This window comes from Georgenia faecalis (genome assembly GCF_003710105.1).
Classification (GTDB): Bacteria; Actinomycetota; Actinomycetes; order Actinomycetales; family Actinomycetaceae; genus Georgenia_A; species Georgenia_A faecalis.
This window is the reverse complement of sequence record NZ_CP033325.1, coordinates 3,084,216-3,106,368: the sequence shown is the minus strand read 5'-3', so window position 1 is coordinate 3,106,368 and position 22,153 is coordinate 3,084,216. Positions and strand designations below refer to the sequence as shown.

Annotated in this window: 20 protein-coding genes and 3 tRNA genes; 18 read left to right on the top strand and 5 right to left on the bottom strand. The window is 73.9% G+C overall.

What is annotated here, in order from left to right; genetic code table 11:
* The first annotated feature begins 1 nt into the window (after nt 1).
* The 9 genes from EBO36_RS13650 (at nt 2) to EBO36_RS13610 (ending at nt 13,496) form a co-directional block, all read left to right on the top strand.
* On the top strand, nt 2–3,520 hold the full coding sequence (locus EBO36_RS13650; RefSeq protein ID WP_222928725.1) for a family 78 glycoside hydrolase catalytic domain: 3,519 nt from the start codon (nt 2–4) through the stop codon (nt 3,518–3,520).
* 142 nt (nt 3,521–3,662) lie between these two features.
* Nucleotides 3,663–5,195, top strand: coding sequence for a sugar ABC transporter ATP-binding protein (locus EBO36_RS13645; RefSeq protein WP_122825100.1), 1,533 nt, complete (start codon nt 3,663–3,665; stop codon nt 5,193–5,195).
* Entirely contained in the window at nt 5,192–6,232 is a 1,041-nt protein-coding gene (locus tag EBO36_RS13640) for an ABC transporter permease (protein WP_122825099.1), read from the top strand. The genes EBO36_RS13645 and EBO36_RS13640 overlap by 4 nt, the downstream gene beginning before the upstream one ends.
* Nucleotides 6,222–7,304 carry an ABC transporter permease gene (locus EBO36_RS13635; RefSeq protein ID WP_122825098.1) on the top strand — a complete coding sequence of 361 codons (1,083 nt, stop codon included), beginning with the start codon at nt 6,222–6,224 and terminating at the stop codon, nt 7,302–7,304. The genes EBO36_RS13640 and EBO36_RS13635 overlap by 11 nt, the downstream gene beginning before the upstream one ends.
* A 10-nt stretch (nt 7,305–7,314) precedes the next feature.
* Nucleotides 7,315–8,400 (top strand): rhamnose ABC transporter substrate-binding protein, encoded by a 1,086-nt coding sequence (rhaS, locus tag EBO36_RS13630; RefSeq protein WP_187695874.1) that lies wholly within the window; start codon nt 7,315–7,317, stop codon nt 8,398–8,400.
* Between the two features lie 3 nt (nt 8,401–8,403).
* Nucleotides 8,404–8,748, top strand: coding sequence for an L-rhamnose mutarotase (locus tag EBO36_RS13625; RefSeq protein ID WP_122825096.1), 345 nt, complete (start codon nt 8,404–8,406; stop codon nt 8,746–8,748).
* Complete coding sequence (rhaI, locus tag EBO36_RS13620) at nt 8,745–9,920, top strand: L-rhamnose isomerase (RefSeq protein WP_122825095.1); 1,176 nt, start codon at nt 8,745–8,747, stop codon at nt 9,918–9,920. Before EBO36_RS13625 ends, rhaI begins: the two co-directional genes overlap by 4 nt.
* Before the next feature lie 49 nt (nt 9,921–9,969).
* Nucleotides 9,970–12,024: a bifunctional aldolase/short-chain dehydrogenase gene (locus EBO36_RS13615; protein WP_122825094.1), complete on the top strand. Its 2,055-nt coding sequence runs from the start codon at nt 9,970–9,972 to the stop codon at nt 12,022–12,024.
* Nucleotides 12,021–13,496, top strand: coding sequence for a rhamnulokinase (locus EBO36_RS13610; RefSeq protein ID WP_122825093.1), 1,476 nt, complete (start codon nt 12,021–12,023; stop codon nt 13,494–13,496). The genes EBO36_RS13615 and EBO36_RS13610 overlap by 4 nt, the downstream gene beginning before the upstream one ends.
* Nucleotides 13,497–13,613: 117 nt before the next feature.
* Here the strand turns inward: EBO36_RS13610 and EBO36_RS13605 are convergent.
* The 3 genes from EBO36_RS13605 to EBO36_RS13595 form a co-directional block, all read right to left on the bottom strand.
* Nucleotides 13,614–13,686 (bottom strand) — tRNA-Phe (locus tag EBO36_RS13605).
* A gap of 44 nt (nt 13,687–13,730) precedes the next feature.
* Nucleotides 13,731–13,804, bottom strand: a tRNA-Asp gene (locus EBO36_RS13600).
* A 34-nt stretch (nt 13,805–13,838) separates the two neighbouring features.
* Nucleotides 13,839–13,911, bottom strand: a tRNA-Glu gene (locus tag EBO36_RS13595).
* A 183-nt stretch (nt 13,912–14,094) separates the two neighbouring features.
* Here EBO36_RS13595 and EBO36_RS13590 point away from each other — a divergent pair.
* The 4 genes from EBO36_RS13590 (at nt 14,095) to EBO36_RS13575 (ending at nt 16,313) form a co-directional block, all read left to right on the top strand.
* On the top strand, nt 14,095–14,454 hold the full coding sequence (locus EBO36_RS13590) for a metallopeptidase family protein (RefSeq protein WP_122825092.1): 360 nt from the start codon (nt 14,095–14,097) through the stop codon (nt 14,452–14,454).
* 16 nt (nt 14,455–14,470) lie between these two features.
* A complete protein-coding gene (locus tag EBO36_RS13585) occupies nt 14,471–15,388 on the top strand; it encodes a cation diffusion facilitator family transporter (protein WP_122825091.1) in 918 nt (305 codons plus the stop codon).
* Between the two features lie 92 nt (nt 15,389–15,480).
* Entirely contained in the window at nt 15,481–15,750 is a 270-nt protein-coding gene (locus EBO36_RS13580) for a helix-turn-helix transcriptional regulator (RefSeq protein ID WP_122825090.1), read from the top strand.
* A complete protein-coding gene (locus tag EBO36_RS13575; protein WP_187695818.1) occupies nt 15,747–16,313 on the top strand; it encodes a hypothetical protein in 567 nt (188 codons plus the stop codon). The genes EBO36_RS13580 and EBO36_RS13575 overlap by 4 nt, the downstream gene beginning before the upstream one ends.
* 88 nt (nt 16,314–16,401) lie before the next feature.
* Here EBO36_RS13575 and surE read toward each other — a convergent pair whose 3' ends face one another.
* Nucleotides 16,402–17,277 carry a 5'/3'-nucleotidase SurE gene (gene surE / locus EBO36_RS13570; RefSeq protein WP_122825089.1) on the bottom strand — a complete coding sequence of 292 codons (876 nt, stop codon included), beginning with the start codon at nt 17,275–17,277 and terminating at the stop codon, nt 16,402–16,404.
* A gap of 1 nt (nt 17,278) precedes the next feature.
* Complete coding sequence (locus tag EBO36_RS13565; RefSeq protein ID WP_122825088.1) at nt 17,279–18,250, bottom strand: 1-phosphofructokinase family hexose kinase; 972 nt, start codon at nt 18,248–18,250, stop codon at nt 17,279–17,281.
* A gap of 79 nt (nt 18,251–18,329) precedes the next feature.
* Here EBO36_RS13565 and EBO36_RS13560 point away from each other — a divergent pair, with 79 nt between their 5' ends.
* The 5 genes from EBO36_RS13560 to EBO36_RS13540 all read left to right on the top strand — a co-directional run bounded on the left by EBO36_RS13560 (nt 18,330) and on the right by EBO36_RS13540 (nt 22,061).
* Complete coding sequence (locus EBO36_RS13560; protein ID WP_164471479.1) at nt 18,330–18,854, top strand: GNAT family N-acetyltransferase; 525 nt, start codon at nt 18,330–18,332, stop codon at nt 18,852–18,854.
* Between the two features lie 10 nt (nt 18,855–18,864).
* Nucleotides 18,865–20,421: a mechanosensitive ion channel family protein gene (locus EBO36_RS13555; protein WP_122825086.1), complete on the top strand. Its 1,557-nt coding sequence runs from the start codon at nt 18,865–18,867 to the stop codon at nt 20,419–20,421.
* 32 nt (nt 20,422–20,453) lie between these two features.
* Nucleotides 20,454–20,891, top strand: a complete 438-nt coding sequence (msrB, locus tag EBO36_RS13550) for a peptide-methionine (R)-S-oxide reductase MsrB (RefSeq protein WP_122825085.1) — start codon at nt 20,454–20,456, stop codon at nt 20,889–20,891.
* Nucleotides 20,892–20,895: 4 nt separating this feature from the next.
* Complete coding sequence (locus EBO36_RS13545; protein WP_122825084.1) at nt 20,896–21,678, top strand: endonuclease/exonuclease/phosphatase family protein; 783 nt, start codon at nt 20,896–20,898, stop codon at nt 21,676–21,678.
* Between the two features lie 110 nt (nt 21,679–21,788).
* Nucleotides 21,789–22,061: a GlsB/YeaQ/YmgE family stress response membrane protein gene (locus EBO36_RS13540; RefSeq protein ID WP_122825083.1), complete on the top strand. Its 273-nt coding sequence runs from the start codon at nt 21,789–21,791 to the stop codon at nt 22,059–22,061.
* The last annotated feature ends 92 nt before the right edge of the window (nt 22,062–22,153 follow it).

Genomic DNA, 22,153 nt, shown 5'->3' with positions numbered 1-22,153 from the left:
GATGACCACGATGACCCGCCGGCTCGGCGTGGCGGCCGTGGGAGCCCTCGTGCTCGGCGCGAGCGTCGTCCCCGGTGCGGCCGCCGACGCCGGGCACGCGCCCGACGCCCCCACGGGGCTGACCGTCAACAGCCGCGAGCACCCGCGCGGCGTCGAGGGGGACCCCTTCTTCGCCTGGCTGCCGCAGGACGAGGACCTCGACGAGGTCCAGACCGCCTACCGGCTCGAGGTGCGCGAGGCGGGGACCGAGGCCGTGGTGTGGGACAGCGGCAAGGTCGCGTCGTCCGAGCAGGCGTTCGTCGGCTACGACGGCCCCGACCTCGCGCCCGGCACGTCGTTCGAGTGGTCGGTGCGCACGTGGGACCGGACGGACCAGGTGTCCCCGCCGGCCACCGGAGCCTTCGACACCGGTCTGCCCGACGAGGCGTGGGCGCCGGCCCAGTGGATCCAGCGCGCGCCCGGCGGGCCCGGCCCCATGGCCCTCGCCGACGGCCGGGTTCGCGTCACCGGCGGTGACGTCACGCTCGCCGGCACCGGCAGGGACTGGGCCGACTACACCTACGAGGTGACCGTGCGCCCGACCACCCGGGGTGCGGGCGTCGTCTTCCGCAGCCCGGACCGGCGCAACGGGTACATGTGGCAGCTGAGTGCGGGGACCGGGCTCAGCCCGCACGTCCTCGTCGACGGCGCGTTCACCCGCCTCGCCACCGTCCCGCTGACGGTCGTCAACGGGCAGGACTACCGCCTGCGGATCGAGCTCGCGGGCCCGCTCATCCGCACCTTCGTCGACGGCACGCTCGTCGACGAGCGCACGGACACGCGGTTCGCCGCGGGGACCGTCGGCTTCCGGGAGGCCTCGAACGAGGTCGGCCAGTTCGACGACGTCCGCGTCACCGCCCCCGACGGCGCCGTCCTCCTCGCGGACGACTTCTCCGGCACCCTCGCAGCGTGGGAGAACGTCACCACCACCCGCCAGCTCGACGAGTGGACGCTCGCCCGGACCGACGTGGAGCTCGCCTCCGCCGACGTCGTGCGCGCCCGCGCCTACGTGGCGGGCAGCCACACCTACGAGCTGTGGATCGACGGCGAGCGGGCCGACCGCGGCCAGTCCTTCGCCTACCCCGGGGAGCACTACTACCAGACGACCGACGTCACCGAGCTCCTCGACGGCAGGGGGCGGGTCGCGGTCGGGGCCGTGCTCCACTGGTACGGCTCGGGCCAGGGCCGCCCGGCGGTCCAGCCGGGGCTCCTCGTGCGGATCGAGGTCGAGTACGCGGACGGGTCCGAGCAGGTCATCGTCAGCGACGGGACGTGGAAGGTCACCGAGGGGCCCTACCTCCAGGCGGGCCGCCGCAACGGCGAGGGCGAGCTCATCGAGCACCTCGACGCCACCCGGGTCATCGAGGGCTGGCAGAGCACCGGCTTCGACGACTCCGCCTGGGGCGACGCGGTGGTCCTGGGCACGCACCCGACCGCCCCCTTCACGGCGCTCACCGGCCAGCTCACGCGGATGGAGGAGACCGAGGTGCCGGCCGTCGAGCTGCTCGTCGCCGACGACGGCACCGTCGTCGCGGACTTCGGCGTCGTCATCCCGGCGCGGCCCGTCGTGCGTTTCGACGAGGGGGTCGCCGGGCGGGTCGTCACCATGCGCGCCAGCTACGAGCTCGCCGAGGACGGCCGGGTGAGCACGTCCGGCGTCGCCACCCAGGGCACGACGATGACGTTCCCGTACACGCAGGTGGACGGGCCGCAGGAGTTCCGCGCCTTCACCCACCTCGGCTTCCGCTACCTCGAGCTCCCCGGCGTGGGCGAGGACATCGCGCTCGAGGACGTCTCCGCCGTCGTCGTCCACACCGAGCTGCCCGAGCGGGAGCACGCGACGTTCGCGAGCTCGGACGAGACCCTCGACGAGGTCTGGGACCTCATGGTCCGCTCGGCGCGCTACTCGGTGCAGGAGGCGTTCGTCGACACCCCGACGCGCGAGAAGGGGCAGTTCCTCGGCGACTTCGTCGCCATCTCCTACGCGACGATGGGCGTCTTCGGGGAGCGGGCCCACACCCAGCAGGCGATCGCCGAGTTCCTCAACTCCGCGGACCGGTTCTGGAACAGCGGGGAGGACCTCGGCCGCTACAACGCCGTCTACCCCAACGGGGACGGCAAGCGGGACATCCCCGACTACGCCCTCATGTTCGTCGACGGCGTGTGGCGCTACTACTCCGAGACCGGGGACCGGGCGCTGCTCGCGCGCGCCTACCCGTACATGCGCCAGACGGCGGACTACGTCCTGCGGCACATCCCCGCCGAGGGGCCGACCGCCGGGCTCGTCACGCGGCTCACCGGCGGGAGCGGCTCCTACCAGTACGGCATCGTCGACTGGCCGGAGCACGGCCGGTTCGGCTACGACATGGCGGCCGCGGCGCGCACGACGATCAACGCCCAGGGCGTCGACGTGCTGCGCGACGTCGCCCGCATGGCGCAGGCGCTCGGCGAGGCCGAGGACGCGACGAGCTACGGCGCCGCCGGCGACGCCCTTGCCGCGACGATGAACGAGCGTCTGCGCCGCGCGGACGGGGTGTACATCGACGGCCTGTACGCCGACGGCACCCCGAGCACGCACGCCGGCCAGCACTCGACCTCCTACGCCATCGCGCACGGGGTGGCGCCCGAGGAGGACTACCCGGCGCTCGCTGCGCACCTCGCCGGGATGGGGATGCGGCAGGGGCCGATGACGGCCCACTGGCTCCTCCAGGCCCTCAGCGACGCCGGCGACGACGACGCCGTGCTCGAGCGCCTCACCGACGCGCAGGACTACGGCTGGGCGAACATCCTCGCCCAGGGCGGGACCTTCACGTGGGAGTCGTGGGAGCTGTCCGGCTCGGCCAACAGCGCCTCGCACGGTTGGGGCGCGCAGGCGCTGGTCGACGTCCAGCAGACGCTGCTGGGCGTGCGCACCGCGGCGCCCGGCGCGGCCGTCGTCGACATCGTCCCGCCGGACTCCGCGCTCGAGCACGCCGCGGGCACGGTGCCCACGCAGCGGGGCCCGGTCGGGGTGGACTGGGAGCGGCACGAGCGCGGGATGCGGCTCACCGTCGACGTCCCCGTCAACGTCACCGCGCGCGTCGCCATCCCGGTCACCGGCGACGAGACGTACGCGCCGGTCGACCGGCCCGGCGTCCGCCCGCTCGGGGTCGAGGACGGCCGCGCCCTCTTCGAGGTCGGGTCCGGGGTGACGACGTTCGACGTCGTCGACGACCCGGTGCTCACCGTCGAGGCCGACACCCGCTGCGTCGCCGGGAAGGTCGTCCAGACGGTGCGGGTGGGGAACGTCAGCGACGAGCCCGTCGAGGTCGTCGTCGCCGGCGACTACGGGACGCGGACGCTCACGGTGGCCCCGGAGCGGGCGGCCGCGGTCGCGTTCAGCACCCGGCTCGGCGCCGTGCCGGCGGGCGAGGTGACCGCCAGGACGGCCTCCGGCGACGCGGCGGTGGGCGCCGCGCACGCCGCCCGGGCGTGCCGGTGACGGCAAGGTCCGGCCGGGGCGCCGGCGGCCACCCCGGCCGCCGCTGACCCGTGACCCGACCGTTACGCCCGGAGGCATTGACGCTCCACACCCGTGTGCGTAAGGTCACACTCGTTGTTGAACCGATTCAGTAAGGACACCGATGTCCCAGCACCCTCCCGACCCGACGACGCCGCCGGCAGCGGGCCGGCCGGTCGTCGAGCTCGTCGACATCGACAAGAGCTTCGGTGCAGTCCGGGCCCTGCGCGGCGCCCGGCTCGAGCTCCACGCCGGTGAGGCCCACGCCCTCGTCGGCGAGAACGGCGCCGGCAAGTCGACGCTCATCAAGGTCCTCGCCGGCGTGCACCACCCGGACGCCGGGGAGGTACGGGTGGACGGCGCCTCCACGGCGCTGCGCTCCACCTCGGACGCCATGGCGGCGGGCATCGCCGTCATCTACCAGGAGCCCACCCTCTTCCCCGACCTCACCGTCGCGGAGAACATCTACGTGGGACGCCAGCCGCTGGGCCGCGGCAAGGCCATCGACCGCCGCGCGATGAACCGCGCCGCCGCCGAGCTCTTCGACCGCCTCGCCGTGCCGCTGGACCCCGACCAGCCCGCGCGCGGCCTGTCGATCGCCGACCAGCAGCTCGTCGAGATCGCCAAGGCCCTGTCCACGGGTGCGCGGGTGCTCGTCATGGACGAGCCGACGGCGGCGCTCTCCGGCGTCGAGGTCGAGCGGCTGTTCGCCGTCGCCCGGGCGCTGCGCGACGACGGCGCGGCCATCCTCTTCATCTCCCACCGCTTCGACGAGGTCGAGGCGCTGTGCCAGCGGGTCACCGTCATGCGCGACGGCGCGCACGTGTCCACCGACCTCATGAGCGAGGTCACCGTGCCCGAGCTGGTCCGCCGGATGGTGGGCCGCGACCTCTCCGAGCTCTTCCCCAAGCAGGACGTCGAGCCCGGCGAGGTGGTCCTCGAGGTCGACGGCCTCAGCCGGGCGGGCGTCTTCGACGGCATCACCTTCCAGGTCCGCGCCGGGGAGATCGTCGCGCTCGCCGGCCTCGTGGGCTCCGGCCGCTCCGAGGTGGTCCAGAGCATCTTCGGCGTCGACCCCGTCGACGGCGGCACCGTGCGGGTGGGCGGGCGCGCGCTGCGCCCGGGGCGGCCGAGGTCGGCGATCCGCGCCGGCGTCGCGCTCGTGCCCGAGGACCGGCGCCAGCAGGGCCTCATCCTCGACCTGTCGATCCAGCGCAACATCACCCTGCCCCGCTCGCGCGACCTGGCGGTCCTCGGGCTGCTCACCGGTGCCGCCGAGCGCCGCTCCGCGCTCACCTGGGCCGAGCGCCTGCAGACCCGCTTCGGCCGGCTCTCCGACCCGGTGGCCACGCTCTCGGGCGGCAACCAGCAGAAGGTCGTGCTGGGCAAGTGGCTGTCCACCCGGCCCAAGGTGCTCATCGTCGACGAGCCCACCCGGGGCATCGACGTCGGCACCAAGGCCGAGGTCCACCGCCTCATGTCCAGCCTCGCGGCGGAGGGCGTGGCCGTGGTCATGGTCTCCTCCGAGCTGCCCGAGGTGCTCGGCATGGCCGACCGGGTCCTCGTCATGCGCGAGGGCCGCATCGTCGCGGAGATCCCGCGCGCCGAGGCGAACGAGGAGTCGGTCATGGTCGCGGCGACGAGGGCGGCGGCATGACGACGACGACAGCACCGACGACCACCGCCGCGCGGGCCGAGGGCGCCGTGTGGGCCCGCCGGTTCCGCGCGCTGCTCGGCGCGCGCATCTTCGGGCTCGTCCTCGGCCTCGCCATCCTCGTCGCCGTCACGACGGCGATGAACCCGCGCTTCCTGTCCACCCAGAGCCTGCGCGACCTCCTGCTCGCCGCCTCGATCACCGTGCTGCTCGCCGCCGGGATGACCATGGTGGTCCTCACCAAAGGGATCGACCTGTCCGTGGGCGCCGTCCTCGGCCTGTCCGCCTTCGGCACGGCGACCCTGCTCAGCGAGTACGGCGTCGCCATGCCGGTCGCCGTCGTCGCCGGCATCGCCATGGGAGCCGCGTGCGGCGCCGTCAACGGCGCCCTCGTCACCCTCGGCGGGGTCCCGCCCCTGGTGGCCACGCTCGGCACCCTCTACATCTTCCGCGGGATCGTCTACTTCTGGGCCGGCGGTTCCCGGATCAACGCCAGCGACATGCCGCGGGCCTTCCTCGACTTCGGCAGCGGCCGGGTCCTCGGCGTCCCCTACCTCGCCCTCATCGCCCTGGCCGTCGCCGTCGTCGTCGGCCTCTACCTCTCCCGCTACCGGGCGGGCCGCGACCTCTACGCGATCGGGTCGAGCCCGGAGGCCGCGCGCCTGGCGGGCATCCCCGCCACCCGCCGGCTCATGACCGCCTACGTCACCGCGGGGGCGCTCGCCGGCCTGGGCGGGATCCTCTACGCCGCCCGGTACGGCACGGTCGACGCCTCGGCCGGGACCGGCCTCGAGCTCGACATCGTCGCCGCCGTCGTCGTCGGCGGGGTGGCGATCTTCGGCGGCAGCGGCACCGTGCTCGGCGCCGCGCTCGGCGCGCTGCTGCTCACCGTCATCAGCAACGCGCTGCCCACGCTCGGCATCGACCAGTTCTGGCAGCGGGCCATCGTCGGCGCGCTCATCATCGGCGCGATCGCGCTCGACCGGCTCGTCGCCCTGCGGGTCGCGATCTCCCTGCGAAAGGCCCACCATGTCGGCTGACACGTCCACCCGCGTCGCGGACACCGCGCCGCTGGCGCCGGCCCGGCCCCGCACCCGCCGGGGCGCGCTCACCTGGGACACGGCGATCATCGCCGTCACGCTCGCCTTCCTCGTCGCCGCCTCCCTCGGCGTCGAGCACTTCGGCACCGCCCGCAACTTCGGCTTCCTCGTCCTCGACCTCGCGCCGATCTTCCTGCTCGCCCTCCCGATGACCCTCATCGTCATCACCGGCGACATCGACCTGTCGGTGGCGAGCATGGTCGGACTCACCTCCAGCGCCATCGGCGTCATGTGGGAGGCGGGCATGCCGCTGGAGACGATCCTCGTGCTCGCCGTCGTCCTCGGGGCCGTGCTCGGCGCCGTCAACGGGTTCTTCGTCGCCGTCCTCGGCCTGCCCGCGCTCGCGGTCACCATCGGCACCCTGGCCCTGTACCGCGGCCTGGCCTACGTCCTGCTGGGCGAGGGGGCGGTGGCCACCTTCCCGCGCTCGTTCACCGGCTGGACCGTCGGCGCCACCGGCTGGATGCCCAACGTGCTGCCGGGCCTGCTCCTGCTCGCCGTGGTCTTCGCCGTCGTCCTCCACGCGACGCCGGTGGGCCGGTCGATCTACGCCATCGGCGCCAACGTCACCACCGCGGCGTACTCGGGGATCAACGTCGGGCGGACCCGGTTCCTCCTCTTCGTCGCCTCCGGGGCGATGGCCGGCCTCGTAGGCGCCTTCTGGACGCTGCGCTACTCCAGCGCCCGCGGCGACAACGCCTTCGGGATCGAGCTCACCGTGGTCGCCGCCGTCCTCCTGGGCGGGGTCTCCATCTTCGGCGGCAAGGGCTCCCTGCCCGGCGTGCTCGCCGGCGTCGTGCTCCTCATGTCCCTGCAGAACGCCCTGCGGCTGGGCAGCGTCTCCACCGAGGCGCTCACCGTCGTCACCGGCCTGCTCCTCATCGTCTCCGTCCTCCTGCCCAACGTCCTCGTCCGGATCCGCCGGATGCGCAGCCCCCGCCGACCCGCCGACCCCGTGCCCGACCCCGCCCCCCACCAGCCCGCCGCGCCCGCGGCGAACGAAAGGAACTGACATGTCCCGGATGCACCGACGCACCCGCTACTTCGCCCTCACCGCCGGGCTGGCCCTCACGCTGAGCGCCTGCAGCGGCACCACCCAGGACGACGCCACCTCCGAGGCCCCCGCCGAAGAGACGGGCGCCGAGGAGACCAGCGCCGCTGCCGGCGGCGGTGGCACCGAGTTCGCCGAGGGGCTGGCGATCTCCATGCTGCCCAAGTCCGTCAACAACCCCTACTTCGAGGCCTCGAGCGAGGGCGCCGAGAGCGCCGTCACCGAGCTCGCCGGCGAGTACGAGTACACCGGCCCCTCCGACGCGTCCGCGTCCTCCCAGGTGAGCTACATCAACACCCTCTCGCAGCAGGCGGTCGACGCCATCCTCCTGTCGGCCAACGACCCCAACGCGCTGTGCTCGGCGCTGTCCCAGGCCAGTGACGCCGGCACCGCCATCGTCACCTTCGACTCCGACGTCGACCCCGAGTGCCGCGACCTCTTCGTCAGCCAGGTGGAGGGCGAGGAGGTCGGCCGCGCCCTCATCGAGATGGCGGCCGAGCAGATCGACGGGGACGGGCAGGTCGCCATCCTCTCCGCGACGGCGAACGCGACGAACCAGAACGCGTGGATCGACGTCATCGAGTCCGAGCTGGAGAGCAACCCCGACTACGCCGGCATCGAGCTCGTCGCCACGGTCTACGGCGACGACGAGGACGAGAAGTCCTTCGCCGAGACCCAGGGCCTGCTCCAGGCCCACCCCGAGCTCGAGGCGATCATCTCGCCCACGACGGTGGGCATCGCCGCCGCGGCCCGTTACCTGCAGAGCTCGGACTACCAGGGCGAGGTGGCGCTCACCGGCCTCGGCACCCCGAACCAGATGCGGGAGTTCGTCGAGGACGGCACGGTCACCGAGTTCGCGCTGTGGGACCCGAGCGCGCTCGGTGAGCTCGCCGCCTACGCCGGTGCCGCCCTCGCCTCGGACATGATCACCGGCGCCGAGGGGGACACCTTCACCGCCGGCGAGCTCGGTGAGTACACGGTCGGCGCCGACGGCGTCATCGTCCTCGGCCCGCCCACCCGGTTCAACGCCGAGAACATCGACGACTTCGACTTCTGACCCGTGACGCGCTACTGCCTGCTCGCTCGCGTCCGGCCTGAGCGCAGCGAGGAGTACCGGGCCCGCCACGCCGCGGTGTGGCCCGAGATGCTCCAGGCCCTGCACGAGTCGGGGTGGCGCAACTACTCCCTGTTCCTCGCACCGGACGGGCTGCTCGTCGCCTACGTCGAGGCCGAGGACCTCACCGCCGCCCAACGGGCGATGGCCGCCACCGCGGTCAACGCCCGTTGGCAGGCGGAGATGGCCGACTTCTTCGACGACGCCCAGCGGCGACCCGACGAGCAGTTCGTCCCCCTCGAGCCGATCTTCCAGCTCGAGGACCAACGACAGAAAGCTGGCCTGACATGACGGTGACCGCACCGAGCGTGGAGACGCTCGCCTCCCTGCGGACGTTCACCATCGAGCTGCCCTCGTGGGCGTTCGGGAACTCGGGCACCCGGTTCAAGGTGTTCGCCCAGCCGGGCGTCCCCCGCGACCCGTACGAGAAGATCGCCGACGCCGCGCAGGTGCACCGCTACACCGGGGTGGCGCCGCGGGTGTCGCTGCACATCCCCTGGGACCTGGTGGACGACTACGCCGACCTGCGCCGCCACGCCGCGGACCTCGGCGTGGCGATCGGGGCGATCAACTCGAACGTCTTTCAGGACGACGACTACATGCTCGGCTCCCTGTGCCACCCGCAGGCGGCGGTGCGCCGCAAGGCGGTCGAGGCGCACCTGCGCTGCATCGAGATCATGCGCGAGACCGGCTCGCGAGACCTGAAGATTTGGCTCGCCGACGGGCTCAACTACCCGGGCCAGGACGACCTGCGTGCCCGGCAGGACCGGCTCACCGAGGGGCTCGCCGAGATCTACGCCGCACTCGACCCCGGCCAGCGGATCCTCCTCGAGTACAAGTTCTTCGAGCCCGCCACCTACGCCATGGACGTCCCGGACTGGGGCACGGCCCTGCTCCACGTCACGGCGCTCGGCGAGCAGGCCATGGTGGTCCTCGACACCGGCCACCACGCGCCCGGGACGAACATCGAGTTCATCGTCGCGCAGCTGCTCCGGGTGGGGCGCCTGGGCGCGTTCGACTTCAACTCCCGCTTCTACGCCGACGACGACCTCATGGTGGGCGCCGCCGACCCGTTCCAGCTCTTCCGGATCATGAACGAGATCGTCGCGGCCGGGGCGCACGCCCCGGACTCCGGGGTGAACTTCATGCTCGACCAGAACCACAACGTCGAGCCGAAGATCCCCGGGCAGATCCGCTCCGTGATGAACATCCAGGAGGCCACCGCCAAGGCGCTGCTCGTCGACCGGGAGGTGTTGCGGGCCGCCCAGCTGGCCGGGGACGTCCTCGCCGCCAACGCCGCCCTCATGGACGCCTACAACACCGACGTCCGCCCCCTCCTCGCGCAGTTCCGCGAGGAGCAGGGCCTGCCCGCCGACCCCATGGCCGCCTACGCCGCCTCCGACTACGCCGAGCGCATCGTCGCCGAACGGGTCGGGGGCGCCCAGGCCGGCTGGGGCGCCTGACCGCCGGCCCGACACCGCCCGACCCGAGCCCCACCGAAAGGCACCATCGATGGCACACCCCGACGTCGCCGACCTCGTCGCCCGCTCCAACCGGCTCGGCGCGGACCCGCGCAACACCAACTACGCCGGGGGCAACACCTCCGCCAAGGGCACCGACCTCGACCCGGTGACCGGGCAGGACGTCGAGCTCTGCTGGGTCAAGGGCTCCGGCGGGGACCTCGGCACGTTGACCGCGGCGGGACTCGCGGTCCTGCGCCTGGACCGCGTGCGGGCGCTCGTGGGCGTCTACCCCGGCGTCGAGCGCGAGGACGAGATGGTCGCGGCGTTCGACTACTGCCTGCACGGCAAGGGCGGGGCGGCCCCGAGCATCGACACGGCCATGCACGCCCTCGTCGACGCCGAGCACGTCGACCACCTGCACCCGGACTCGGGGATCGCGCTGGCGACGGCGGCCGACGGTGAGGCCCTCACCGCCGAGTGCTTCGGGGACCGGGTGGTGTGGGTGCCGTGGCGGCGCCCCGGGTTCCAGCTCGGCCTCGACATCGCCGAGATCGCGCGCGCGCACCCCGACGCCATCGGCTGCGTCCTGGGCGGGCACGGCATCACCGCGTGGGGGGCCACCAGCGCCGAGTGCGAGGCCCGCTCCCTGGAGATCATCCGGACGGCCGAGCGGTTCATCGCCGAGCGCACCGAGCGGCTCGCGGCGCAGGGCGAGCACCCCTTCGGGCCGGTCCGGCCCGGCCACGAGGCGCTCGAGGAGCCGGAGCGGCGCGCGCGGGCCGCGCGCCTGGCGCCGCTGATCCGGGGGCTCGCCTCCACCGACGCCCCCCAGGTCGGCCACTTCACCGACTCCGACGTCGTCCTGGACTTCCTCGCCCGGGAGAAGCTCGCGCCGCTGGCCGCGCTCGGGACGTCGTGCCCCGACCACTTCCTGCGCACCAAGGTCAAGCCCCTCGTGCTCGACCTGCCGGCCGACGCCACCCTCAACGAGGTCGAGGCGCGGCTGCGGGAGCTCCACGAGGCCTACCGCGCCGACTACCGCGCGTACTACGAGCGCCACGCCGGACCGGCCACGCCCCCCATGCGCGGCGCCGACCCCGCCATCGTCCTCGTGCCGGGGGTGGGGATGTTCTCCTTCGGCAAGAACAAGCAGACGGCGCGGGTGGCGGGGGAGTTCTACGTCAACGCCGTCAACGTCATGCGGGGCGCCGAGGCCCTCTCGACCTACGCCCCCATCGAGGAGAGCGAGAAGTTCCGGATCGAGTACTGGGCGCTGGAGGAGGCCAAGCTCGCCCGGATGCCGCGACCCAAGGCGCTCGCCACCCGCGTCGCCCTCGTCACCGGGGCGGGTTCGGGCATCGGCAAGGCGATCGCCGAGCGGCTCGCGGCGGAGGGGGCGTGCGTCGTCGTCGCCGACGTCAACCTCGAGGGGGCGCAGGCCGTCGCCGAGGGCCTCGGGGGCCCCGACGTCGCCGTCGCCGTCCGGGCGGACGTCACCAGCGAGGAGGAGATCGCCGCCCTCGTCGACGCCGCGGCCCTGGCCTTCGGCGGCGTCGACCTCGTCGTCAACAACGCCGGGCTGTCGATCTCCAAGCCGCTGCTGGAGACGTCGGTGGCGGACTGGGACCTCCAGCACGACGTCATGGCCCGCGGGTCGTTCCTCGTGGCGCGCGAGGCCGCCCGCGCGATGATCGCCCAGCGGATGGGCGGGGACATCGTCTACATCGCCTCGAAGAACGCCGTCTTCGCCGGGCCCAACAACGTCGCCTACTCCGCGACGAAGGCGGACCAGGCGCACCAGGTGCGCCTGCTGGCCGCCGAGCTCGGCGAGCACGGCATCCGGGTCAACGGCATCAACCCCGACGGCGTGGTGCGCGGCTCGGGGATCTTCGCCGGGGGGTGGGGCGCCCAGCGCGCGGCCGTGTACGGCGTCCCGGAGTCCGAGCTGGGGCAGTACTACGCCGGGCGGACCCTCCTCAAGCGCGAGGTCCTCCCCGAGCACGTCGCCGCCGCCGTCTTCGCCCTCACCGGCCCCGACCTGCCGCAGACCACCGGTCTGCACGTCCCGGTCGACTCCGGGGTGGCCGCCGCGTTCCTGCGATGAGCGGCCCCTTCGCCGCCGTCGACCTCGGCGCGTCCAGCGGCCGGGTCATCGTCGGCCGGCTCGAGGGCGGGCGCCTCCTCACCCACGAGGCGGCCCGCTTCCCCAACGGGCCGGTCGCCGTGCGCGGGCGGGGTGCGGTGACGCTGCACTGGGACGTCCTGGGGCTGTACGCCGGCGTCCTCACCGGCCTGCGCGCCGCCGCCCGGGAGCACGGTCCGCTCGCGTCCGTGGGGATCGACTCCTGGGCGGTGGACTACGGGCTGCTCGACGCCGACGGCGCGCTCCTCGGCAACCCCGTCCACTACCGCGACGGGCGGACCGCCGGCGCCCCGGCCCGGGTGTTCGCCCACGTCCCGGCCGCCGACCTGTACGCCCGCACGGGCCTGCAAGTCCAGCCCTTCAACACCGTCTTCCAGCTCGCCGCCGCGGCCGGCTCCGGCCAGCTCGCGGCGGCGCGCCGGCTGCTGCTCGTCCCCGACCTCCTCGGGTACTGGCTCACCGGCGCGGAGGTCGCCGAGGTCACCAACGCCTCGACGACCGGCCTGCTCGACGTCGCCACCCGGCGCTGGAGCCCGGAGGTCGCCGCCGCGCTCGAGACCGGCTTCGGGGTGGGGGTGGCCGGCCTCCTGCCCGACGTCGTCGAGCCGGGCGCCGTCGTCGGCGCCGTGCGGGAGGGGACGGACGGGGCCGGCGCCCGGCTGGTCGCCGTCGGCTCCCACGACACCGCCTCCGCCGTCGTCGCGGTGCCCGCCTCGACCGACGACTTCGCCTACATCTCCTGCGGCACGTGGTCGCTCGTCGGGCTCGAGCTCGACGCCCCGGTCCTCACCGAGGCGAGCCGGGCCGCGAACTTCACCAACGAGCTCGGCCTCGACGGCACCGTGCGCTACCTGCGCAACGTCATGGGGCTCTGGGTGCTCCAGGAGAGCGTGCGCCGGTGGGAGGAGGCGGGGCACGACGTCGACCTCGCCGCGCTCATCGCCGCGGCGGCCGGGGAGCCGGCCCTGGCGTGCGTCGTCGACGTCGACGACCCGTCGCTCCTGCCCCCGGGGGACATGCCCGGGCGGGTCGCGGCGCTCGCGGCGCGCACCGGCCAGCCGGTGCCGCGGGGGCCGGCGGCCCTTACCCGGTGCGTCCTCGACTCCCTCGCCCTGGCCTACCGCCGGGCCGTGCGGCAGGCGGCGCAGCTCGCCGGGCACGAGGTGGGCGTGATCCACCTCGTCGGGGGCGGGGTGCGCAACCGGCTGCTGTGCCAGCTCACCGCGGACGCCACCGGCCTGCCGGTGGTCGCCGGCCCGGTCGAGGGCGCGGCACTGGGCAACCTGCTCGTCCAGGCGCGCACGCTCGGAGCGCTCGACGGCCCCCTGGCGAGCCTGCGCCAGGTGGTGGCCGCGTCGACGGCGCTGGAGCACTACGCGCCCTCGGGGAGCAGGGCGCGCTGGGCCGAGGCGGAGGCGCGGGTCTTCGGCTGAGCAACGCCGGGGCCGCGCTTCTCCGGCCGCCGCTTGACCCACCCTGTCGTGATCGTGCAGAAACGCCGGAGAACGAGCGAAGCCCCACCGGTCACCCGGTGGGGCTTCGCACATGTGTGGCTCCGGCCGGCGTCGATCCGGCGACCTTTCGATTTTCAGTCGAACGCTCTACCAACTGAGCTACAGAGCCTTGTGACAGAAGGCCCGGTCTGATGACCGGGCCTTCTCTTGTCGCGACCCCGACGGGACTTGAACCCGCGACCTCCGCCGTGACAGGGCGGCGCGCTAACCAACTGCGCTACGGGGCCTCGTGGTGAGGCTTCTTGCTGGTCGTGCTGATCGTACCCCCAACGGGATTCGAACCCGTGCTACCGCCGTGAAAGGGCGGGGTCCTAGGCCGCTAGACGATGGGGGCCCGTTCTTGCGTTGGACGCCCGTGACGCCGGAGCGCCCCAAGACCTCGGTCAGCATACGGGGAAGTCGGAGCCAGGAGCAAAACGGTGGATGGTGACCCCCGCCACACGCCCGCGGACCGGGCCCGGCGGGCCGGATGTGCCAGGGGGTGGGGGATCGGGCGCGGCTGGGGGAGGATGACGCCATGGTGGAGATGACCCGCGAGGAGTTCGAGGAGGCCGTCAGCGACGGCCTCGACCTCGTCCCTCCCGAGCTCACGGCGCAGATGGACAACGTCGTCGTCCTCGTCGAGGACGAGCCCCCCGCCGACGCCGAGGACCCGGACCTGCTCGGGCTGTACGAGGGGACCCCGCTCACCGAGCGCGACTCCTGGTGGGCGGCCGGCTCCCTGCCCGACCGGATCACCATCTTCCGCGGCCCCACGCTGCGGATGTGCGAGGACGCCGAGGAGGTCGCCGAGGAGGTTGCCGTCACCGTCGTCCACGAGATCGCCCACCACTTCGGCATCGACGACGACCGGCTCCACGAGCTCGGCTGGTCATGAGCGCGCCGGGCCGGTCATGAGCGCGCCGGGCGGCCACCACCACACCGCCGGCGCCGTGCACCGGCCCCGGCTGGTCGCGGCCCTCGCCGTCACGGCGACCGTCATGGTCGTCGAGGTGGTGGGCGGCGTCCTGTCCGGTTCGCTCGCCCTCCTCGCCGACGCCGGCCACATGCTCTCCGACGCCGCCGCGCTCGCCCTCGCGCTCGGCGCCACGTGGCTCGCCGCGCGCCCGTCCCGGGGACACTGGACGTTCGGGTGGCAGCGCGCGGAGATCCTCGCCGCCCTCGTCAACGGTGTCGTCCTCGCCGTCATCGGCGTGCTCGTCCTCATCGAGGGCATCCAGCGCCTCGGGGCGGACCCCGACGACGTCTCCGCCCCGCTCATGATGGCGGTCGCCGCCGTCGGCCTCGTCGCCAACCTCGTGTGCCTGCGGCTGCTCCACGCCGGGCAGCGGGAGAGCCTCAACGTCCGGGGTGCCTACCTCGAGGTGCTCGGCGACCTCCTCGGGTCGGTCGCCGTGCTCGTCGCCGGCGTCGTCATCGCCCTCACCGGGTGGCAGCGGGCCGACGCCGTCGCCTCCATCGCCATCGGCGTCCTCATCCTCCCGCGCGCGGGCAGCCTGCTGCGCGACGTCGGTCGCGTGCTCCTCGAGGCGGCGCCGGAGGGGATGGCGCTCGCGAGCGTCCGCGAGCACATGGCGCAGGTGCCGGGCGTCGTCGCCGTCCACGACCTCCACGCCTGGACGATCACCTCGGGCGTGCCCGTCGTCAGCGCCCACGTCGTCGTCGAGGACGACGTGCTCGAGCGGACGCGGTTCTGCGAGGTGCTCGATGCCCTCCAGGACTGCCTGCGCGGGCACTTCGACGTCACCCACTCCACGGTCCAGCTCGAGCCGGTGGGCCACGCCGGCGCGGAGTACCGCCTGCACGAGTGAGAGGGAACGGCCGCCGAGGATGTCAAGGGGGCCTGACATGAAATGTAGAGAGTGCTTGACATCAGATGTCAATGATCCCTAACATCTCTTGCATGACCCCACGACAAGCGACCGACGCCGCCGGGCCGCGGAGCCCCATCCGCCGCCGCCGGCGCGAGCGCCGCATCACCCAGGCCGAGCTGGCCGACGCCGCGGGCGTGAGCCGGCAGACGATCATCGCCGTCGAGCAGGGCGACTACGCGCCGTCCGTCTACCTCGCCCTGCGGATCGCGCGGGCCCTCGAGGCCACGGTGGAGGAGCTCTTCATCGAGGCCGACGACGACGCCACCACCGAGACGACAACCGAGGGAGCACGACCATGACGAAGAAGACCCCGGGCGCGCTCGACCGCGCCGTCGCGCGGATGATGGACCTCGACAGCCCCACCTACGGGGACGAGCGGGAGCGGGCGGTCTTCATGGAGGACACCGCCTTCGGTCAGACCCTCGCCATCTACCTCGGCCTCGCCGGTGCCGTGGTCGCGGCGGTCCTCGGCCAGCTCCTCGTGCCCGTGGTCCTGCTCGCGCTCATGTGGGTGCCCAGCGTGGCCAGCATCTGGTACGCCTCCCGCCGCGGGGTCGACGTCGCCGACATGGGCTCGCGCGCCAGCCGGAAGACGCGGGCGGGCGTCGCCGCGAGCATCTTCGGCGGTCTCGTGCTCACCTGCGGCGCCATGCTCTACACCCTGCTCGTCGGCCACGGGCTCGTCCCCGTGCCGGAGGTGGACCTCACCGGTCCCGAGCACGAGGGCGTGCTCCGCTCGGCGCTGACCGGTGCACTCGTCGGGGGGGCCGGCGGCGCCCTGGTGGGCGCGGTGATATCGGCCCGCAAGCGACGCCGCACCGCCGCGGAGCCGGCCGGCGACGACCTCGACGACCTCGACTGAGGTCGGCGGGGTGGGCCGGGCGTGGAGGGCGCCCGGCCCTCGCCGTTCGGGTCGGCCCGGGCACGTAGCGCGAGTCGGCGGCCAGCGGTCACAGCGGGTCGGACCCGACCTCCTCGGCGACGATCTCCCCGGCCGGGGCGTCGTCACCGGAGCTCATCACCGTTCCGGCGCTGATGTCGACGCTCACCTCGCCGCGGTCCCCGGCGTGGACGAAGCTCGGCAGCTCGGTGCCCTGCGGGTCGTCGTAGGGGGCGGTGAGAAGCGTGGCCGTCGCCCATCCCTGGGTGAGCAGGTCGTGGTCGGACCCGGGGTCGTCCGCCTCGTCCAGCCCGGCGTAGGTGAGCATGACGTAGTTCTTGCCCTTCTCCCGCACCCGGGCCTGCACGGCGCCGAAGCGGGCCAGCCGGGCGGGGCGCAGCCCGCGGAGCTGCTCGGGCGGGATGTCGGGGACGTTGATGTTGAGGACGCGCTCGTCGTCGGCCGGGCGGGCGCGCAGCCACTCGAAGGCATGGGCCGTGACGAGCTCGGCGGTGCGCCAGTGCTGGGGCTGGGCCGACGCGATGGACACGGCCATCGCCGGGATGCCCTGGGTCGAGGCAGACAGCGCCGCCCCCACCGTCCCCGAGTGCAGGGTGGCGCGGCCGGTGTTCGCCCCGAGGTTGACCCCGGACATGACGAGGTCCGGGCGTGGGCCGAACGCCCCGTAGGAGGCGACGAAGGCGATGAGTGCGGGGGCCGCCTTGACACCGAACGCCCGGACGTCGTCGGGCAGCCCGGGCGGGCGCCGCTCGACGAGCACGAGCCGGCCGTCGACCTCCTGGGACGTGAGCGCGGCGCTCGCGCCGGAGTACTGCCGGTGCGGGGCGGCGACGGTCACCTCACACCCCGCGGCGTGCGCCACGCGGGCGAGCACGCTCAGCCCCGGGGAGTCGATCCCGTCGTCGTTGGTGATGAGGACCCGCACGTCAGTCGATCTCCTGGACCTCGATGCGGCCCGCGAACCGTTCGATCTGCTCGCGTCGCCCCGTCCCCAGCCCGCGCCTGGTGACGTTGAGGGCGCCCGCGGCGGCCCCCAGCCGGACCGCGTCCTGCACGGCCATCCCGCGGCCCAGCCCGACGGCGATCCCCGCGGTCATCGAGTCGCCGGCGCCCCGGTGGTCCAGCGGCGTCACGACGGGCCCGACGACGAGGCGCGAGACCCCGCCCTCGACCAGCAGGGCGGGCGCACCGGCCCGGGAGAGCACCATGGCCTCCACGCCGTCCGCGCCGAGCGCCTCGGCCGCCTGGCGGAGGGCGCCGAGGGAGTCGTCGGCCGCCAGGCCGGCGGCGCACACCTCCTCGTGGCTCATCTTGAGAACGGTAGGCCTCTCCCGGGCCGCCGCGCGTGCCGCAGCGCCGGAAAGATCCGCGACGACCGGTTTCCCCACGCTGCGCACGTCCCGCACGATCCGGGAGAAGAAGCTCGCCGGGACCACCCGTTCGGGCTCGGCGCCGGTGACGACGAGGACGTCGGACTCCAGCGCCTCGACGAGGACCGTGCCGTACAGGTCGTCGAGCTCGTGGCGGCTCAGCGACGGCGGTGCCATGTGCGCGACGGTCTCCCGGTCGCCCCCGCGCCGGTCGTGGACGTAGGCGCCGTTGCCCGCCCCGTAGGTGACCGCCCGCACGGTGAGGCTCTCCGCGGCCATCATCGTCGCCAGGACGCCGCCCACCTCGCCGCCGAACGGCCCGCACACGGTGACCTGCGCCCCGAGGGAGACGGCCATCCGCGCGACCCACAACCCCTGGCCGCCCGGATGCAGGTGGATGTCGGCTCCCACCGGGGGCGCGTCCGACCCGTCCTGCGACGGCTCGACCTCCACCATGAGCAGCGGCGTGGGGGCGAGGACGCACAGCCGGGGGCGCGGGCGGCCGGCACTGTCGAGCTGGGGCTCCATGCCCGCGCAGCCTAGGGGTGGAGTGGGCCTGGCGGAAATAGGGGCGGACATAGCCCGGGGGATAGGCCACCATGGGCGGATGAACGAGGTGGACACGCCGGCGACGTCCCGGCGGGGTGCGGGTGCCGTGCGCATCCTCGAGGGTCAGGCGGGCAGCGACGCCGCGGCGCGCGCCATGGCGGCCTACGTGGCCGAGCTCGACCAGCGGCTGCCCACGGGGTTCGACCCCGCGCTCGCGACCGCCGTCGACCCCCGTGAGGTCACCCCGCCCGACGGCGACTTCATGCTGCTCAGCGACGTGGGGACCCGGCAGGTCGTCGGGTTCGGCGCGGTCCGGGTGGTGGAGCCGGGCGTGGTGGAGATCAAGCGGATGTGGCTCCGGCCCGACGCCCGCGGCCAGGGACTGGGCAGGTTCCTCCTGCGGTCCCTGGAGAACCGCGCCCGGGCCCTGGGGGCGCGCCGCGTGATCCTCGGCGTCAACGAGGACCTCGTCGAGGCGGTCGAGCTGTACCTCTCCTCCGGCTACGCCGGCATCGAGCCGTTCGAGGACAACCCCTTCATCACGCACTTCCTGGGGAAGAGGCTGCTTCCGCCGTCCTCGTAGGCTGGAAGTCATGGAGCAGCCGATCGGAACGACCATCGACGAGGCCGGCCGCGCCGTGGGGTCGGTCCTCGCGCCCCTCATCGGTGTGGCCATCGGCGTCGTCGCCGCGTACCTCCTCGCCCGGTTGGTCGGGGTGCTCGTGGTCCGGGTCGCCCGCCGGCACCCGGTCATCGCGCACGTGACGCACCGCTGCCGGCGGCCGTTCCGCTTCCTCCTCGTGCTCATCGGGGCGTGGGCCGGCGTCGTCATCGCCACCCCGGTGACCGCGGGGGAGGAGGCGCCGTGGTGGCGCGACCTCGTCATCCACGGCCTCGTCATCGCCGTCATCCTCGCCACCGCGTGGCTCCTCATGTCCGTCGTCCGGGTCGCCGAGGACGCGGCCTTCGACCGGTACCGCCTCGACTCCGCGGACAACGGCCGCGCCCGCCGGGTGCACACCCAGGTCCAGATGCTCCGCCGGCTCAGCGTGGCGCTGATCTGGGTGGTCGCGCTCGCGGCGATCCTCATGACGTTCCCCGGCGCCCGCGCGTTCGGCGCCAGCGTCCTCGCCTCGGCGGGCCTGGCATCCATCGTCGCCGGCCTCGCCGCCCAGAGCGCCCTGGCGAACGTCTTCGCCGGGATGCAGCTCGCCTTCACCGACGCCATCCGCGTCGAGGACGTCGTCATCGTCGAGGGGGAGAACGGCCGGATCGAGGAGATCACCCTCACCTACGTCGTCGTCCACCTGTGGGACGACCGACGGATGATCCTGCCCTCGACCTATTTCACGACGACGCCCTTCCAGAACTGGACGCGGCGGGCGGCCGAGCTGCTCGGCACCGTGGAGATGGATCTCGACTGGCGCGTGCCCGTGGCGGCGATGCGGGCCGAGCTCGCCCAGCTGCTCGCGCACACCGACCTGTGGGACCAGCGGGTGGGCAGCCTGCAGGTGACGGAGGCCGTCGGCGGCGTGGTGCGCGTCCGGGTGCTCCTCAGCGCGCCCGACGCCGGTGCCCTGTTCGACCTGCGCTGCTTCGTCCGCGAGGGTCTCGTCGACTGGCTGCAGCGGGAGGCGCCGTACGCCCTCCCGCGGACCCGGTTCCAGACCGAGCCCGCCGACGAGGACTGGGCGCCCCCCGTCGTCGACGACGAGAGCGCCTGGGGGGAGCCGGGCGAGGGCGGCGGCGAGCCCGCACCCGAGCCCGGTGAGGCCGGCGCCGAGGCTGCGGCCGGGCCGGCGCTGGACCCCGCGCCCGTGACGGTCGCCGTGCCGGCGCCGGTGCCCGCCCCAGTGATCCCACCCGCCGCGCCGGGCTCGGCCACCGGCGCGCGACCGCGACGCACCCCGGTGCGCGAGCGGGCCAACCTCGCGAGCATCGAGCGTGACTCCCGGTTCTACACGGGCACGATCGAGGGCATGGAGCGGGCCAAGATGTTCCGCGGCCCGGGCGAGGACGTCATCGCCGAGCGCGAGGAGACCGCCGAGCGCGCCCACCGCGCCGAGGACGCCCCCGCCGCTCCCGCCCCCGCCGGCGAGGGCGACGAGCAGCGCACCGTCGTGCTGCGGCAGCAGGACCCGCGCGGATGACGGCTCCCGCCTCCAGGGCGCACCATGGGGGGATGACTGCGAACGAGACCACTGGCACCCCCACCACCCCCGACATCCCCGCGGTGGTGAAGACCGACGGGGAGTGGCGGGCGGAGCTCTCGCCGGAGGAGTACCAGGTGCTGCGTCAGGCCGGCACCGAGCGCCCCGGCACGGGCGAGCTGCTCCACGAGGACCGCGAGGGCATCTACCGCTGCCGGGCCTGCGGCGCCGAGCTCTTCCGCTCGACGACGAAGTTCGACGCGCACTGCGGGTGGCCGAGCTTCTTCGCCCCGCAGGACTCCCAGGCCGTGCGGCTCCTCGAGGACCGCGCGCTCGGGATGGTCCGCACCGAGGTGCGGTGCGCGCGGTGCGACTCCCACCTCGGCCACGTCTTCGACGACGCGCCTCAGACCCCGACCGGTGACCGCTACTGCATGAACTCCATCTCCCTCACCTTCGAGGAGCGCTAGGCCGGTGACGGTCCGGGTGCTCACGCTGAACCTCCAGCACGGGCTCCCCGCCGACGGATCGGGTCCGCCCGACGCCGCCTCCCTCGCGGAGGCCGTCGTCGGGCTGGACGCTGACGTCGTCGCGCTCCAGGAGGTCGACCGCGGCCAGGCGCGCAGCGGGAGGGCGGACCAGGCGCGCGTGGTCGCGGACGCCCTCGGCACCCCGTGGGTGCGCTTCGCGCCCGGGTTCGTCGGCAGCGCCCGCGGGCTGCGGCGTCGTCCGCGCCCCGGCGACGGCGACCGCCCCGGGTACGGCGTCGCCCTCCTCAGCCGTCTGCCCGTGCTCTCGTGGCACGTCCGGCCCCTGCGACCGGGCCCGCCGCGGGTGCTGGAGCGCCACGGCGACGGGTGGAGCGTGCTGGGGCGGTACGCACGCGTGGACCCCTGGCGCGTGTGCCTGGCCGCCGTCGTCCGCACCGATGACGGCCCGCTCGCGATCGGGTGCACCCACCTGTCCGTCGACGTCCCGACGGCTCGGCGTCAGCTCGCCGAGAGCGCGGCGGCCCTGCGCGTGCTGCCCGGCCGGCACGTGCTGCTCGGGGACCTCAACCTGGCGGGCGAGGACGCCGAACGCGCCAGCGGGATGCGCGCCCTGGCGGTGGCGCCGACCTTTCCCGCGCACCGGCCGCGCCGTGAGATCGACCACGTGCTCGCCGGCCCGGGCGTCCAGGCGGTCGGCCCCCCTCGGACCAGCCAACTGGCGGTCTCCGACCACCTCGGGCTCGCCGTCGACCTCTCGTTACGGTGATCGCGCTGCCGGCGTGGTGATCGTTCTAAGGTGCGGGCTGTCCAAGCCCGTGCCACGCTTCCCGCATAGACGGCGCCGGACCTGCGGCGCCCTGAGAAGGAGGTACACCCATGGGTGAACTCATCGGCATCATCATCTTCGGAGCCGTCATCGGCGCCCTCGCCCGCCTGTTCATGAAGGGCGACCAGAACCTCGGCATCATCTGGACGATCATCCTGGGCGTCCTCGGCGCGCTCGTCGGCCAGTGGCTCGCCGGCCTGTTCGGCGTGGAGGACACGAACGGCATCGACTGGATCCGCTGGATCTTCTCGATCGTCGCCTCGATCCTCTTCATCAGCATCTACCTGGGGATCACGAACAAGAACCGATCCACCCGACGCTGATCACCGCGTAGCACCAAGGGCCGTCCCGGCATCGGGGCGGCCCTTCGTGCATCCGGGCCGGGCCGAGCCGGGCCGGGCCGGGCCGAGCCGGG